Below are 14630 nucleotides of genomic sequence, written 5' to 3'. Positions count from 1 at the left end.
AGTTTTGCGGGCAACCGTTTCGCCCGGCCGTACGTCAAGTTGAAGGAAGGAGCAGCGGGATGATCCGTCCGGTGCTCCGTCCTCTGTCCTGCCCGAGGGGCTTCCCTGCGAACCCGATGGCGTACAAAGTCGTCGCTCCCGGTTGCCCCACCCTTTCGTACCACCCCTAGACTGAACATCCAGCAGGTGGCTCACGCTCGAAAGGCGCCCCCGTGTCCATCGGCAACTCCCCCGAAGACGACCGCCCTTCGATCGGTCGCGTGCTTCAGCAGGCTCGTATCGCCGCAGGTCTGACGGTCGAGGAAGTCAGCAGCTCCACCCGGGTGCGCATCCCCATCGTGCACGCGATCGAGGAGGACGACTTCTCCCGCTGCGGCGGCGACGTGTACGCCCGCGGCCATATCCGCATGCTCGCCCGTGCCGTCCGGATCGACCCCGATCCGCTGATCGCGGAGTTCGACGCCGAGCACGGCGGCCGCCCCGCGCCCACGCCCGCGGCACCGCTGTTCGAGGCGGAGCGGATCCGCTCCGAACCCCGTCGGCCCAACTGGACCGCGGCCATGGTCGCCGCGATCGTCGCCGTGGTCGGCTTCGTCGGCTTCACGCTCTTCAGCGGCGAGGACGAGGGTTCGGGCTCGGCACAGGTGGCCGAAGGCTCGACTCCGGACAAGACCACTCCCAAGCCCACCGCGACCAAGCCCGCCGACCCCAAGCCCGTCCCCTCCGAAAGCGCCATCGCCGCAGCTCCGCGGGACAAGGTGACCGTCAGGCTGAGCGCCACCGAGGGCAAGAGCTGGATCTCCGCCAAGGATCACAACGGGCGGCTGCTCTTCGACGGTCTGCTGGCCCAGGGCGACACCAAGACCTTCCAGGACAAGGAGCGGGTCGACCTCGTTCTCGGAGACGCCGGAGCGATCGATCTCTTCGTGAACGGCAAGAAGGTCGACGACCAGTTCGAATCGGGCCAGGTCGAACGGCTTTCGTACACCAAGGGTGACCCCGAGGTCGGCTGACCTCTCCACACGTGTCTTCCCGACGGTGAGCGCCCGGCAGGTGCCGGCGCTCACCGTCGTGTTTTCCCTCGTCTTTACCGGCTGTTCGGTCACTCCCCGTAGCGGTGAACCCTGCACGGCAGGGTGAGTGCCGGGACAAAGTAGTCTTGAGCCCATGCCCGAACGCCGTACCGTCGCCCTTGTCACTCTTGGCTGCGCCCGTAACGAGGTGGACTCGGAGGAGCTCGCAGGCCGCTTGGCAGCGGACGGCTGGGAGCTCGTCGAGAACGCCACGGACGCGGATGTCGCCGTCGTCAACACCTGTGGGTTCGTGGAGGCCGCCAAGAAGGACTCCGTCGATGCCTTGCTCGAAGCCAACGATCTGAAGGATCACGGCAGAACCCAGGCCGTCGTGGCTGTCGGCTGCATGGCCGAGCGCTACGGCAAGGATCTCGCCGAGGCGCTCCCGGAAGCGGACGGAGTCCTCGGATTCGACGACTACGCCGACATCTCCGACCGCCTGCAGACCATCCTCAACGGTGGCATCCACGCCTCCCACACCCCGCGTGACCGGCGCAAGCTGCTGCCGATCAGCCCGGCCGAGCGTCAGGACGCCGCCGTCGCGCTTCCCGGGCACGCCCAGGAGATCGCACCGGCCCCCGCGGACCTCCCGGAAGGTGTCGCGCCCGTCTCCGGGCCGCGGGCACCGCTGCGCCGGAGGCTCGGGACCAGCCCGGTAGCCTCGGTGAAGCTGGCCTCAGGATGTGACCGGCGCTGCTCGTTCTGCGCCATCCCCTCCTTCCGCGGCTCGTTCATCTCCCGGCGCCCCTCCGACGTCCTCGGAGAGACCCGCTGGCTCGCCGAGCAGGGCGTCAAGGAGGTCATGCTCGTCTCCGAGAACAACACCTCGTACGGCAAGGACCTCGGGGACATCAGGCTGCTGGAGACCCTGCTCCCCGAGCTCGCCGACGTCGACGGGATCGAGCGCATCCGCGTCAGCTATCTGCAGCCCGCCGAGATGCGGCCGGGGCTGATCGACGTACTCACCTCGACGCCCAAGGTCGCGCCCTACTTCGACCTCTCGTTCCAGCACTCCGCACCTGGGGTCCTGCGCGCGATGCGGCGCTTCGGCGACACGGACCGCTTCCTCGAACTCCTGGACACCATTCGGTCGAAGGCGCCGCTGGCCGGTGCGCGGTCGAACTTCATCGTGGGATTCCCCGGTGAGACGGAGGCCGACCTCGCCGAGCTGGAACGCTTCCTCACCGGCGCACGCCTGGACGCCATCGGGGTCTTCGGCTACTCCGACGAGGAGGGCACCGAGGCGGTCGGTTACGAGGACAAGCTGGACGCCGACGTCATCGCTGAGCGCCTCGCGCACATCTCGCAGCTCGCCGAGGAGCTGACCTCGCAGCGGGCCGAGGAGCGGGTCGGCGAAACCCTCCAGGTCCTCGTCGAGTCCGTGGAGTCCGACGAGGACGGGCCCGTGGCGGTGGGCCGAGCCGCCCACCAGGCACCGGAAACGGACGGCCAGGTCGTCTTCACCGCACGCGAAGGGCTCGTGCCGGGCCGTATGGTCGAAGCGAAGGCAGTGGGCACCGAGGGAGTGGACCTCGTGGCCGAACACCACGAGCTTGCGGAGGCGGCCAGATGACGGGAGCCCCGGCATCCGCGGCAGGCGGCTCCGGCGCGACGCCGGCGCCCCGCGGCGGCAAGCTGGGCGCGGGGGCCGTCCATCAGGCGGGCCTGTGGAACATCGCCAACATCCTCACGATGGTGCGGCTGCTGCTCGTCCCGGGCTTCGTCATGCTGCTTCTGCACGACGGTGGCTACGACCCGGTCTGGCGGTCCTTCGCCTGGGCGGCCTTCGCGGTCGCCATGATCACCGATGTCTTCGACGGCCATCTGGCACGCGCGTACAACCTGGTCACCGATTTCGGCAAGATCGCCGACCCGATCGCGGACAAGGCGATCATGGGCGCGGCACTGATCTGTCTGTCCTCACTCGGGGATCTGCCCTGGTGGATCACGGGCGTGATCCTCTTCCGTGAGCTCGGCATCACGCTCATGCGCTTCTGGGTCATCCGGCACTCGGTGATCCCCGCCAGCCGCGGCGGGAAGGTGAAGACCCTTGCCCAGGGCATCGCTGTGGGGATGTACGTCCTGGCGCTGACGGGCCCCCTGGCGACCCTGCGCTTCTGGGTGATGATGGTGGCCGTCGTCCTGACGGTCCTCACCGGCCTCGATTACGTGCGCCAGGCCGTCGTGCTGCGCCGCCGCGGGCTCGCCGCCGAGCGGGCCGCAGCCATGGAAGCGGTTGCGGCGGCAGCGGACATGGGGGCTCCCGCCGGAGCGCGGATCCCGACCGACGGCGTCGGTGGGTCGGCGGACGCTGCGGCGGAGCCCGTCAGGGAGCCGACGGCGGAGTCCGTCAGGGAGCCGGCCGGGGAGCGCGTGGCAGGCAGCCACCGCGCCGCGGAGGCGGAGCGGTGAGCTCCGCGGCGGCCCAGGTGCTGCGGCAGCTTCAGGAGCGCGGTGAGACGCTCGGGGTCGCCGAGTCCCTCACCGGCGGTCTGGTGGCCGCCGAGCTCACTTCCGTACCCGGAGCCTCGCATAGCTTCCGCGGGTCCGTGACGGCGTACGCCACGCCTCTGAAGCGTGATCTGCTGGGCGTCGACGGCGCGCTCCTGGCCGAGCGCGGCGCTGTGGACCCCGAGGTCGCCCAGGCGATGGCCGCCGGCGTGCGCCGGGCCCTCGGCGCGGACTGGGGCGTCTCGACCACCGGCGTCGCCGGTCCCGAGCCGCAGGACGGCAAACCTGTCGGAACAGTCTTCATAGCCGTTTCCGGGCCGGGCGGCGTACAGAAAGTCGCCGAGCTGAGGTTGAACGGCGGGAGGGCGGACATCCGTAAGGAGAGTGTACGGAGCCTGCTCGAACTGCTCTCCGGCGAACTCGGCGAAAATGCGAGGGCACAGGATACGGAACAGAACGGGGGGAATTGATGTTTGCAGCCCTGAGTGAACACGACATCGCTCCCCGCACGGCCGCAGCGCAAGGCGGTACGGTGGGGCGTGAAGGATGCGGCTACGCGGTCCGAGGAGGGAGCCACCGATGATTCTGCTCCGTCGCCTGCTTGGTGACGTGCTGCGTCGGCAGCGCCAGCGCCAAGGCCGTACTCTGCGCGAAGTCTCCTCGTCCGCCCGAGTCTCGCTCGGCTATCTCTCCGAGGTGGAGCGGGGGCAGAAGGAGGCATCCTCCGAACTGCTCTCCGCCATTTGCGACGCGCTGGACGTACGGATGTCCGAGCTCATGCGTGAAGTGAGCGATGAACTGTCCCTGGCTGAGCTGGCCGAGTCGGCAGCAGCCAGTGATGCGGTGCCTGTGCCAGTACGCCCGATGCTCAATTCCGTCTCTGTTGCGTCGGTCGCCGGCGTACCGACGGGACGGGTGACCATCAAGGCGCCCGCGGAAGCGGTGGATGTCGTCGCCGCCTGACCGCACGGTTCGTGGTGAACGAAAGCCCCGGCCGCCCCCCTCCAGGGGGCGGCCGGGGCTTTCGCGTACCCGGTGTGTGCGGGAGCGCTCGCGGGGCAGGCGCGGAGTGAGGCCGAAGGGTGATTTTCCCGGATCAGGATCTCCGGATCCGTGGATCCGGAGAGCAACCACCCGGATGCCCAATTCGACCCATATGTGACATTGTGGACAAAAGATAGGTCGAACAGCTATCTGAACGGAGAAGGCATGTCTGTCGTGAAGAGCGCCCTGTCCGAAGGTGACCGTAAGGTCGTGGGGGACGCACTGCAAGGCGCGCTGGTCGACCTGGTCGACCTCTCCCTGGTGGCCAAGCAGGTCCACTGGAACGTTGTCGGCCCACGCTTCCGCTCCGTGCACCTGCAGCTCGACGAGGTCGTCGACACCGCGCGGCAGCACTCGGACACGGTCGCGGAGCGGGCCTCCGCGGTCGGCGTCAACCCGGACGGCCGGTCCCGGACGCTCGCGAAGACCACTGCAATCGATTCCGTGCCCGAGGGCTGGATCAAGGACGTCGACGCGGTGCGTGTGCTCGTCGACGCTCTCCGCGTGGTCATCGACCGCATGCGTGAGCGGATCGAGGCGACCGACGAACCGGACCCCGTCAGCCAGGACATCCTGATCACGCTCACAGCGGATCTCGAGAAGCACGCCTGGATGTTCCAGGCGGAGAGTGCCTGAACCCGAAATCGAGGAAGGAATCGCCGTGACGGACAAGAAGGCCATGGACAAGCTCAAGGGCAAGGCCAAGGAAGCGACCGGCAAGGTCACCGGAGACCGTCGCAAGGAAGCCGAAGGCAAGTCCGACCAGGCCAAGGCCAAGGCGGAGGGTGCCCTGGGCGCCACGGGTGACCGTGCCAAGGGCGTGAAGGATTCCCTCACCGACGACGACCGGTAGGAGCAGCGCCCACCGGTGTGCCCCCGCGGATTCCGATCCCGGGGGCACCGGCATGTCCGGGGTGCCGGCGTGCCCGGGGCCGCGGGATGCAGTCGGCGCCGACCCAGGGGAAACTGCGGGGGAGGGCCGGGACACACCTCTCCCGTCAGCGGCCCGAGGAGAGAGCGCGCGCTGTCGTTCCGCTCGCGCCGTGCACGCCGGTAGTGCACCGATGCGCCCTCCCGTCAGGAGATCGTGCCGTACTAGCGTCGGCCGGAGGAGGCAGCCATGGTGCGGCGATGGGTGCCGGTGCTCGTCCTCGGTGGCGTGTGGTGGTGGGCGGTGCTGCGGCTGCTTCTGGAGCCGCAGCACGCCGGAGTGGTCGAGGGTGCGGTGGCGGCCGGTGGGTGGGGGCTGAGTCTCCTGCCTGTTCATGTGGCGTCCTCGAGGCGGCCGGAGGAGGCTGCCGATGAGCCTGCGGTGGGCCGGACGGACATACCCTCCTAATTCCTCAGGAGGCAGCGTTCGTCCCGTCACGCAGACATTGCCTGGGGCGGCACCTGACTCTCAGCGCGTGCCGGGGCCGCGGACGGGGCGCGGATCTCAGCCGGTGGGCCCGGACTGGCAGTGCGGACACCAGTACGTGGGGCGGTTGTCGCGGTCCGCGACGCGGATGGGCGTACGGCAGCGCAGACAGGGCCGGCCGGCCCGTGCGTAGACGAAAAGACGCTCCCGTGTACGGCTGCGGGACATGGCCGCCGTCGCTCCGGTCGTGGTCCGCACAGGCCGGTCGCGATTGGCCTCCAGGATCTGCCTGGCCGTGCTGACCAGACGGGTGGCGACGGGCAGGGGCAGCTCGCCCACCGGGAGCCACGGCGTCGCGCGGGCCATGAAGCAGAGCTCACACATGTAGACATTGCCGATGCCGGCCAGGTTGCGCTGGTCCAGAAGCGCGTCCCCGATCCGGCGCCCGGGGTCGGTGAGCAGATTGCGCAGTGCGGTGTCCGGGTCCCAGTCCGGTCCCAGCAGATCGGGCCCCAGATGGCCCACCGCCTGCGCTTCGTCCTCGGTGCGGAGCAGTTCGAGGACGGGCAGGCGGTAACCGACGGCGGTGTGCTCCGCGGTGGCGAGCACGGCGCGGATCTGGTGGGCGGGGCCGCCTCGCCAGGGCTCGCCGGGGTCGTACACGCGCCAGGAACCCTCCATACGCAGGTGGCTGTGGAGGGTGAGACCGCCCTGGAACCGGGTGAGCAGATGCTTGCCGCGCGCCGTGACGTCCAGGACGGTCCGGCCGGTCAGTTCTGCTGTGGCGAACCGGGGGACCCGCAGGTCGGAGACCGTCAGGACCTGGCCGGCGAGTGCCGCGTCGAGACGCCGGGCGGTCTGCAGGACGGTGTCACCTTCGGGCATGTGTCCATGATGCGCGGACCGGGCCGCGCGTGGTTCCTCGGCCGCGCCGAAAGCGTCCTCAGGCGCGCAGCCGCAGACCTCGTGGCGTGGCGAGGAAGCCGGCGGCCTCCAGGGTTCGGCCGAGCGGGGAGGTGAGGGAGGAGACGCCGTTGGTGCGCTCCACCGTGACCGTGCCGAGCGTCCCCGAGCGGGCGGCCGACGCGAGCGCCTCCGCCGCGGCCCGGAGCGCCGGGTCCTCCGGATCGGTGGGCCACGCGAGGAGGGACTTGCCACCGCGCTCCATGTAGAGCGTCAGCTCGCCGTCCACGAGGACCACCAGCGACCCCGCCTTGCGGCCGGGCTTGTGTCCCGCGCCGTCCGGTGACTCGGGCCAGGGCAGGGCGGCACCGTACGCGTTGGCCGGATCGGCCGCCGCGAGGACCAGGGCGCGGGGAGCCGAGCCCGGGTCCGCACGGTCGCGTGCGGTGGAGGCTGCCCTGAGCCGGTCCACGGCGCCGTCCATGGCGAACTGGGCGGCCCCCAGCCCCTCGACGACGTAACCACGGCGGGCCTGACCGCTGTCCTCGAACGCGGCAAGGATGCGGTAGATCGCCGAGAACCCGCCCTCGACGCCCTCGGCCTGCACCGCGCCGCGGGTCACCACGCCGTGGCGGTCGAGGAGTGTCCGGGCAAGGGCGTGCGCGCGATGCGTCGGCTCGGGCTCGGCCGGGGGCAGCAGCGACCAGCGTCCCGACACGGTCGGCGGGCCGGTGCGGGACGCGGGACGGGCTGCCGCGGTCAGCGACCCGTAACGGCCGCGTGGCACATTGCGCCGCGCGCGGTGCGCGGTGGAGCCCGCCGTGCGCCCTGAGCCGAGGAGCGAACGCAGGGGCGCGAGCGTGTCGTTGGTGAGACGGCCTGACCAGACCAGGTCCCAGAGCGCGTCGGCCAGCTGAGGATCGGTGCAGTCCGGGTGGGTGGTGGCCCGGACCTGATCGGCGATCTGCCGGAAGAAGAGACCGAACCCGCCGGAGAGCACGGTGAGAACCGACTCGTGCAACGCGGTCTCCTCCAGCGGAAGGGGCGGTGGGAGGAGCAGCGGAGCACTGTCGGCCAGGTAGACGGAGAGCCAGCCGTCCTTTCCGGGGAGAGCGCCCGCGCCTGCCCAGACGACCTCGCCCGTGGTCGTGAGCTCGTCGAGCATCGCGGGTGTGTATCCCGCCACGCGGCTCGGCAGGATCAGCTTCTCCAGGGCGGACGCCGGGACCGGGGCGCCCTGCAACTGCTCGATGGCACGGGCCAGTCCGTCGATCCCCCGCAGGCTGTTGTCGCCGAGGTGCTGCCACTGGGGGAGGAAGCCGGCCAGCGCGGCGGGTGGCACAGGCTCCAGCTCCTGGCGGAGCGCGGCGAGCGAACGGCGGCGCAGCCGCCGCAGGACCGTGGCGTCGCACCACTCCTGGCCGATGCCCGCGGGGTGGAACTCGCCCTGGACGACGCGGCTCGACGCGGCGAGCCGCTGCAGCGCCCCGTCGGTCACGGCGCTGCCGAGGCCGAAACGGCTCGCCGCCTGCGTGGTGGTGAACGGGCCGTGCGTACGGGCGAACCGGGCGAGGAGGTCGCCGAGCGGGTCCTTGACCGGCTCGGTGAACGCCTCGGGGACTCCTACCGGGAGTGCGGTGCCGAGTGCGTCGCGCAGCCGGCCCGCGTCCTCGACAGCCGCCCAGTGGGAGGTTCCACCGATGCGGACCTGGATGGCGCGCCGGGATGTCGCCAGCTCCGGGGCCCATGCGGGCTCCGCGCCGCGCTCGGCCAGTTCGGCGTCGGTGAGGGGGCCGAGCACGCGCAGCAGGTCGGCGACCCCCTCGACGTCCTTGATCTTCCTGTCGTCGGTCAGCCACTGGAGCTCCCGCTCCAGTTCGCCGAGGACATCGGCGTCGAGCAGCTCCCGCAGCTCCGCCTGGCCCAGCAACTCGGCCAGGAGACGGGAGTCGAGCGAGAGGGCCGCCGCCCGCCGCTCGGCGAGGGGCGAGTCGCCCTCGTAAAGGAACTGCGCGACATAGCCGAAGAGGAGGGAGCGGGCGAACGGCGACGGCTCGGGGGTGGTCACCTCGACCAGACGGATGCGGCGCGCCTCCAGGTCGCCCATCAGCTCGGTGAGACCGGGGACGTCGAAGACGTCCTGAAGGCATTCGCGGACGGCTTCGAGGACGATCGGGAACGAGCCGAACTCGGAGGCCACCTGGAGCAGCTGGGACGCGCGCTGTCGCTGCTGCCACAGGGGGGTGCGCTTGCCGGGGCTGCGCCGGGGCAACAGCAGGGCACGCGCGGCGCATTCGCGGAACCGGGAGGCGAACAGGGCGGATCCGCCGACCTGTTCGGTCACGACCTGGCTGATCTCGCCCTTGTCGAACACCACGTCGGTGGCCCCGACGGGAGGCTGCTCGCTGTCGAATCCGGCGGCGGGAAAACCTGGGCCGCCAGCGCCGCGCCCCGCATCGCCCGCGGCCTCACCGCTCGCATCGGCCTGGACCGGATCGAAGTCGAGGAGGTCGAGCCCCATCAGGTCGGCGTCGGGCAGCCGCAGCACGATGCCGTCGTCCGCGTGCATGACCTGTGCGTCCATGCCGTACCGCTCACCGAGCCGGGCGGACAGGGCGAGCGCCCACGGGGCGTGGACCTGGGCGCCGAACGGCGAGTGCACCACGATCCGCCAGTCGCCCAGCTCGTCCCGGAACCTCTCGACCAGCACCGTCCGGTCGTCGGGGACATGCCCGCAGGCCCGGCGCTGCTCGTCGAGGTACGACAGGATGTTGTCCGCGGCCCAGGCATCGAGCCCGGCGGTGACCAGCCGGAGCCTGGCGTCCTCGGCGGACAGCCCGCCGATCTCCCGGAGGAACGCACCCAGGGCACGGCCCAGCTCCAGCGGGCGGCCCAGCTGGTCGCCCTTCCAGAACGGCAGCCGGCCAGGGACTCCGGGGGCGGGCGAGACGAGGACCCTGTCCCTGGTGATGTCCTCGATCCGCCAGGATGTGGTGCCCAGGGTGAAGACGTCGCCGACCCGGGACTCGTAGACCATCTCCTCGTCCAGCTCGCCGACGCGTCCGCCGCCCTTCTTCGGGTCGGCGCCGACGAGGAAGACACCGAAGAGCCCGCGGTCGGGAATGGTGCCGCCCGAGGTGACGGCGAGCCGCTGGGCGCCGGGGCGGCCCGTGACCGTACCGGTGACGCGGTCCCACACCACACGGGGCCGCAGCTCCGCGAAGGCGTCGGACGGATAACGCCCGGCGAGCATGTCGAGCACGGCGGTGAACGCGGATTCGGGCAGCGAGGCGAAGGGGGCCGCCCGGCGGGCGAGGGCGAGCAGATCGTCGGCCTGCCAGCTGTCGAGCGCGACCGTGGCGACGATCTGCTGGGCGAGCACGTCCAGGGGGTTGGACGGGATCCGAAGAGCCTCGATGGCGCCCTGGCGCATCCGCTCGGTGACGACGGCCGCCTGCACCAGGTCGCCGCGGTACTTGGGGAAGACCACCCCGGTGGACACCGCGCCGACCTGGTGCCCGGCGCGGCCCACCCGCTGCAGTCCCGAGGCCACGGAGGGCGGCGACTCGACCTGGATCACCAGGTCGACCGCGCCCATGTCGATCCCCAGCTCCAGGCTGGAGGTGGCGACCACGGCCGGCAGCCGGCCGGCCTTCAGGTCCTCCTCGACCTGGGAGCGCTGCTCCTTGGACACCGAGCCGTGGTGCGCTCTGGCAAGGACGGCCGGTGCCCCTTTCGCCGCCCCGGACTGGGCCATGATCTCGGCGGGGGAGTGAGCTTCGGGCAGGGGCCCGCCCGCCCCGGGCTCCTCCTCCGACGCGGCGGCTGTCGCCCGCTCGTGGGCGATCTCGTTCAGCCGGTTGCACAGGCGCTCCGCCAGCCGCCGGGAGTTGGCGAAGACGATCGTGGAGCGGTGCGACTGCACGAGGTCGGCGATGCGCTCCTCGACATGGGGCCAGATCGAAGGCTTCTCCGCCTGGCCGCCCTCGTCACCCGTGGCGGGGGAGCCGCCCAGCTCGCCGAGATCCTCCACCGGAACCACGACGGAGAGGTCGAACTCCTTGGTGGACGGGGGCTGGACGATCTCCACACTCCGTTGCGGGGAGAGGAACCGCGCGACCTCGTCGACCGGGCGGACCGTCGCCGACAGTCCGATACGCCGCGCGGGCCGCGGCAGCAGCTCGTCCAGACGCTCCAGGGACACGGCGAGATGGGCGCCGCGCTTCGTGCCCGCGACGGCATGCACCTCGTCCACGATCACCGTCTCGACCCCGGCGAGCGCATCCCGGGCCGAGGACGTGAGCATCAGGAACAGGGACTCGGGAGTGGTGATCAGGATGTCCGGGGGCCTCGTCGCCATCGAACGGCGCTCGGCCGGAGAGGTGTCGCCTGAACGGATCCCCACCCGCACCTCCGGCTCGGGCAGACCCAGACGTACCGACTCCTGGCGGATTCCGGTCAGGGGTGAACGCAGATTCCGCTCCACGTCCACGGCGAGCGCCTTCATCGGTGACACGTACAGCACCCGGCAGCGCTTCTTCGCCTCGGCGGGAGGCGGAAGGGCCGCCAGCCGGTCCAGGGAGGCGAGAAAGGCGGCGAGCGTCTTACCCGATCCGGTCGGTGCGACGACCAGCACATCCGAACCCTCGCCGATGGCCCGCCAGGCACCCTCCTGCGCGGGGGTGGGCGCGTCGAAGGCGGCGGCGAACCAGCTGCGGGTCGCGGGTGAGAACGAATCGAGTGCGGAACCGGCCATGCCCCCCATCGTGCACCCCGCCACCGACAACGGCCGGTGGACGTGCCGCCGCCCACCTTCCGGGGCTTCGGCCACCGGCCCGGACCTGCGAGAATTCGAGCATGGCGGAGGTGGACACGACACGGGAATGGGCGAGGTACTGGCAGTACGCGGAGCTGCCCGACCTCGATCTGCTGCGTGCCCGCTACGTCCGCCACACCTTTCCGCGCCACAGCCACGAGGGCTACGTCTTCGGGACGATCACCAGCGGTATCGAGGACGTCGGCCTCCCTGACGGCACCGTGCACGCGGGACCCGGCACCGTGGTCATGATCAACCCGGAGGTGCCGCACACCGCCCGCGCCGGAGTGCCCGAAGGATGGGTGTACGCCACGCTCTACCCCTCCGCCCAGGTGATCAACGACATCGCGGCCGACCTGACGAACCTGCGCGGCACCGTCGGCTTCGCGGAGACCGGCGTGCGGGACCCGCATGCCGCCCGTCTGATCACCGAGGTCCACCGGGCCGCCGAGGAGGGTAACGCCCTGGCCGCCGACAGCGTCCTGCGCGTCCTGGTAGCCCGGATGCTCGACCGCCACGGCAGCGTGCTGCCGGCCAGGACCCCGCACTTCGCCGGTGCCCGGGACGCGGTCCGCGCGCGGACCGCACTGGAGGAACGGATGGAGCGGCCGCCCACCCTGGAAGCGCTCGCGGCCGAGCTGGGCACCAGCCCGTTCGCGCTGCTGCGGGCCTTCAAGAAGCAGTACGGAATGCCTCCGCACACCTGGCTCACCGACGCCCGGGTGCGGCGTGCGAGACGCATGCTCGACGCCGGGACCGCGCCCGCCGAGGCCGCCGCCGCCGTCGGCTTCACCGACCAGCCCCATCTCAACCGTCACTTCACCCGGATCGTCGGGGTGCCCCCGGGCGCCTACCAGCGCGAGCGTGCAAGAACGTACAAGACCGGCGGGGATCCCGCCCCGTAGCGTTCCGGGCGTGGCAGAACAGACAGCACCCCCTCAGAGCTCCGGCGCACTCGCCGCCCAGGGCGCGGATACAGAGAAGCCGGACGGAGCCGTCGTCCGGGACGCGCTCGGCGTGGGCATAGCCGTGGGCCTCTCCGGGTTCGCCTTCGGCGTGACCTCGGCAGGCTCCGGACTGAGCCTTCTCCAGACCTGCGCGTTGAGTCTCCTCGTCTTCACGGGCGCCTCCCAGTTCGCCCTCGTGGGCGCCATCGCGGCCGGAGGCAACCCCTACACCGCCGCGGCAGGAGCGTTCTTCCTGGGCATCCGCAACGCCTTCTACGGGCTACGGCTGTCGCAGTTGCTCGCCGTGCCGCGCTTCCTGCGCCCCCTCGCCGCCCACTGGGTCATCGACGAGACGACCGCAGTCACGCTGCCCCAGCCCACCAGGCGTGCCGCGCGTATCGGCTTCACCGTCACCGGGCTCACCCTCTACGTCCTGTGGAACCTGACCACGCTGGGAGGCGCGCTCGGGGCGAAGGCGCTCGGCGACACCGCCGCCTGGGGACTGGACGCGGCGGGCCCCGCCGTGTTCCTCGCGCTGCTCGCGCCGATGCTGAAGAGCACCACGGAGCGCGTCACAGCGGGACTGGCGGTCCTGCTGGTGCTGGGCCTCCTGCCGGTGCTGCCGGCGGGCGCGCCCGTACTGGTGTCCGCGCTGGCCGCTCCGGTCGTCCTGTTCCTGAACGGCCGAGGCAAGAACGGCTCGGACCGGACCGCCACCGAAGGCACGGCGCCCGGGGAGGGCCGATGAACATCTGGATCGCCATCGGGCTCACCGCCGTCGGCTGCTATCTCGCGAAGCTCCTGGGGCTCCTGGTCCCCGCCGGAGTCCTGGAACGCCCCCTCGTGCAGCGGCTGGCAGCACTCATGCCGGTGGCGCTGCTCGCGGCCCTCACCGCTCAGCAGACCTTCGCCGAGGGACAGCAGCTGGTGCTGGACGCCAGAGCGGCTGGGCTCGCCGCTGCGGCGCTCGCCCTCGTCCTGCGGGCGCCCTTCCTCGTCGTCGTCGGCACCGCCGTCGTGGTCACCGCTGCCGCGCGCGCCCTGTTCTGAGGCGGGCAGGTCAGCGCGGACCGCGGCCGTATGCCCGGAGGGTCTGCAGCGCCTTGATCGTCACGATCGGACGGCCCTCCAGAGCCGTCCCCGGGGCCCACTGGCGCCAGTTGACCGGCCAGCCGCCGTCCTCCTCCTGTTCGGCCGCGAGATGATCCAGAGCGCTTCCCAGCTCTCCCTCGCTGAACCAGCGACGGGCGAGCGACCCGGGTGTGCGGGCGTAGTCGTAAGGGAAGTGGTGTTCCCCCGGGGCGTAGCCAGGAGCCACCTGGTACTCCGCACGGCGCCGGGGATCGAGCACCACCAGCCGCTGCTCACGCACCAGTTGCCCCAGCCGGTCGGCTGCCGATTCGGCACGCGCACGGTCGGGAACGCCGTCCAGGAAGGCTACGGCGGCCTCGATCTCGTACGGATGGGACTGCTCCAGGGCGTCGACAGCGGCCCAGCAGAAGTCGGTGGCCCGGAACAGCCAGGCGTGCCACACCTGATTGCGGTGCAGCAGCCCGACCACCGGGCCCGTCGCCAGCAGTTCGGCGGGCGGGTCGTCGACGACGGGGACGAAGGGCGCCGCAGGGTAGCCACGCTGGGAGGGATGGAGCGCCGGCAGAGCCCCTTCCTTGGTCGACACGTCCGTCAGATAACGGCAGATCCGTTCCACGCGCATCCCACCGCAGCGGCCGATGGAGTCGAGGACGCTCAGCGCATGAGCGGTGTGGAGCGGCTGACTCACCGGCCCGCGAAGATCGGGTTCGAGCGCGTGACCGTAGCCGCCGTCCTCGTTCCGATAGGCGTCGAGCGCGGTTTCGACGGTGTCCGCGCTCCCTCCCAGGAAGAGATGGGCGAACCGCCGCTGTTCGAGGACGCGTGCGGTGAGCCAGATGAACTGCTCGGCGCGGGCGAGGGGATTTGCTCCGGTTCCAGCCATGGAACCGACCGTAGAGGGGAAAACGTCGCCGGCAGGGCCCTCCGGCCCGGCTGCACTCTCAGGA

The 14630-nt window shown here is 71.1% G+C and carries 14 protein-coding genes; 11 read left to right on the top strand and 3 right to left on the bottom strand.

The window, feature by feature from the left end; all coding sequences use genetic code 11:
• Positions 1–212: 212 nt before the first annotated feature.
• The 8 genes from ACIBCU_RS21175 to ACIBCU_RS21140 all read left to right on the top strand — a co-directional run bounded on the left by ACIBCU_RS21175 (position 213) and on the right by ACIBCU_RS21140 (position 5907).
• The gene (locus ACIBCU_RS21175) at positions 213–1013 is read left to right on the top strand and encodes a helix-turn-helix domain-containing protein (RefSeq protein WP_399233037.1); all 801 of its coding nucleotides are present in this window, start codon (positions 213–215) and stop codon (positions 1011–1013) included.
• 154 nt (positions 1014–1167) lie between these two features.
• Positions 1168–2646, top strand: a complete 1479-nt coding sequence (gene rimO / locus ACIBCU_RS21170; RefSeq protein ID WP_362930115.1) for a 30S ribosomal protein S12 methylthiotransferase RimO — start codon at positions 1168–1170, stop codon at positions 2644–2646.
• Positions 2643–3485, top strand: a complete 843-nt coding sequence (pgsA, locus tag ACIBCU_RS21165; protein ID WP_362930113.1) for a CDP-diacylglycerol--glycerol-3-phosphate 3-phosphatidyltransferase — start codon at positions 2643–2645, stop codon at positions 3483–3485. Before rimO ends, pgsA begins: the two co-directional genes overlap by 4 nt.
• Positions 3482–3994 carry a CinA family protein gene (locus ACIBCU_RS21160; protein WP_399233035.1) on the top strand — a complete coding sequence of 171 codons (513 nt, stop codon included), beginning with the start codon at positions 3482–3484 and terminating at the stop codon, positions 3992–3994. Before pgsA ends, ACIBCU_RS21160 begins: the two co-directional genes overlap by 4 nt.
• Positions 3995–4103: 109 nt before the next feature.
• Positions 4104–4487, top strand: a complete 384-nt coding sequence (locus ACIBCU_RS21155; protein WP_014153702.1) for a helix-turn-helix domain-containing protein — start codon at positions 4104–4106, stop codon at positions 4485–4487.
• A gap of 246 nt (positions 4488–4733) precedes the next feature.
• Positions 4734–5204 (top strand): DNA starvation/stationary phase protection protein, encoded by a 471-nt coding sequence (locus tag ACIBCU_RS21150; protein WP_362930109.1) that lies wholly within the window; start codon positions 4734–4736, stop codon positions 5202–5204.
• Between the two features lie 25 nt (positions 5205–5229).
• Complete coding sequence (locus ACIBCU_RS21145; RefSeq protein ID WP_104789534.1) at positions 5230–5421, top strand: CsbD family protein; 192 nt, start codon at positions 5230–5232, stop codon at positions 5419–5421.
• Between the two features lie 267 nt (positions 5422–5688).
• On the top strand, positions 5689–5907 hold the full coding sequence (locus tag ACIBCU_RS21140; protein ID WP_362930107.1) for a hypothetical protein: 219 nt from the start codon (positions 5689–5691) through the stop codon (positions 5905–5907).
• Between the two features lie 96 nt (positions 5908–6003).
• On the opposite strand, the gene ACIBCU_RS21135 is transcribed toward ACIBCU_RS21140, so the two are convergent.
• Together ACIBCU_RS21135 and ACIBCU_RS21130 are read right to left on the bottom strand one after the other, a co-directional pair.
• Positions 6004–6810 (bottom strand): Fpg/Nei family DNA glycosylase, encoded by an 807-nt coding sequence (locus ACIBCU_RS21135; RefSeq protein ID WP_399233031.1) that lies wholly within the window; start codon positions 6808–6810, stop codon positions 6004–6006.
• A 58-nt stretch (positions 6811–6868) separates the two neighbouring features.
• Positions 6869–11584 (bottom strand): DEAD/DEAH box helicase, encoded by a 4716-nt coding sequence (locus ACIBCU_RS21130; RefSeq protein ID WP_399233029.1) that lies wholly within the window; start codon positions 11582–11584, stop codon positions 6869–6871.
• 101 nt (positions 11585–11685) lie between these two features.
• Here ACIBCU_RS21130 and ACIBCU_RS21125 point away from each other — a divergent pair, with 101 nt between their 5' ends.
• Genes ACIBCU_RS21125 through ACIBCU_RS21115 form a run of 3 tightly spaced genes read left to right on the top strand, consistent with a single transcriptional unit; the run spans position 11686 to position 13641 of the window.
• A complete protein-coding gene (locus tag ACIBCU_RS21125) occupies positions 11686–12549 on the top strand; it encodes an AraC family transcriptional regulator (RefSeq protein WP_362930101.1) in 864 nt (287 codons plus the stop codon).
• A gap of 10 nt (positions 12550–12559) precedes the next feature.
• Entirely contained in the window at positions 12560–13339 is a 780-nt protein-coding gene (locus ACIBCU_RS21120) for an AzlC family ABC transporter permease (RefSeq protein WP_362930099.1), read from the top strand.
• A complete protein-coding gene (locus ACIBCU_RS21115) occupies positions 13336–13641 on the top strand; it encodes an AzlD domain-containing protein (RefSeq protein ID WP_399233026.1) in 306 nt (101 codons plus the stop codon). The genes ACIBCU_RS21120 and ACIBCU_RS21115 overlap by 4 nt, the downstream gene beginning before the upstream one ends.
• A 10-nt stretch (positions 13642–13651) precedes the next feature.
• Here the strand turns inward: ACIBCU_RS21115 and ACIBCU_RS21110 are convergent, their stop codons facing one another.
• The gene (locus ACIBCU_RS21110) at positions 13652–14566 is read right to left on the bottom strand and encodes a hypothetical protein (RefSeq protein ID WP_399233024.1); all 915 of its coding nucleotides are present in this window, start codon (positions 14564–14566) and stop codon (positions 13652–13654) included.
• Positions 14567–14630 lie beyond the last annotated feature (64 nt).

This window comes from Streptomyces sp. NPDC051064, assembly GCF_044455985.1.
Lineage (GTDB): Bacteria > Actinomycetota > Actinomycetes > Streptomycetales > Streptomycetaceae > Streptomyces.
This window is presented reverse-complemented; position numbering and strand designations above follow the sequence as displayed.

What these genes read in the sequence shown, in the direction of transcription:
- rimO (WP_362930115.1), top strand. Translation starts at nt 1,168, where the DNA reads ATGCCCGAACGCCGTACCGTCGCCCTTGTCACTCTTGGCTGCGCCCGT.
- pgsA (WP_362930113.1), top strand. Translation starts at nt 2,643, where the DNA reads ATGACGGGAGCCCCGGCATCCGCGGCAGGCGGCTCCGGCGCGACGCCG.
- ACIBCU_RS21155 (WP_014153702.1), top strand. Translation starts at nt 4,104, where the DNA reads ATGATTCTGCTCCGTCGCCTGCTTGGTGACGTGCTGCGTCGGCAGCGC.
- ACIBCU_RS21150 (WP_362930109.1), top strand. Translation starts at nt 4,734, where the DNA reads ATGTCTGTCGTGAAGAGCGCCCTGTCCGAAGGTGACCGTAAGGTCGTG.
- ACIBCU_RS21140 (WP_362930107.1), top strand. Translation starts at nt 5,689, where the DNA reads ATGGTGCGGCGATGGGTGCCGGTGCTCGTCCTCGGTGGCGTGTGGTGG.
- ACIBCU_RS21135 (WP_399233031.1), bottom strand. Translation starts at nt 6,810, where the DNA reads ATGCCCGAAGGTGACACCGTCCTGCAGACCGCCCGGCGTCTCGACGCG.
- ACIBCU_RS21130 (WP_399233029.1), bottom strand. Translation starts at nt 11,584, where the DNA reads ATGGCCGGTTCCGCACTCGATTCGTTCTCACCCGCGACCCGCAGCTGG.
- ACIBCU_RS21125 (WP_362930101.1), top strand. Translation starts at nt 11,686, where the DNA reads ATGGCGGAGGTGGACACGACACGGGAATGGGCGAGGTACTGGCAGTAC.
- ACIBCU_RS21115 (WP_399233026.1), top strand. Translation starts at nt 13,336, where the DNA reads ATGAACATCTGGATCGCCATCGGGCTCACCGCCGTCGGCTGCTATCTC.
- ACIBCU_RS21110 (WP_399233024.1), bottom strand. Translation starts at nt 14,566, where the DNA reads ATGGCTGGAACCGGAGCAAATCCCCTCGCCCGCGCCGAGCAGTTCATC.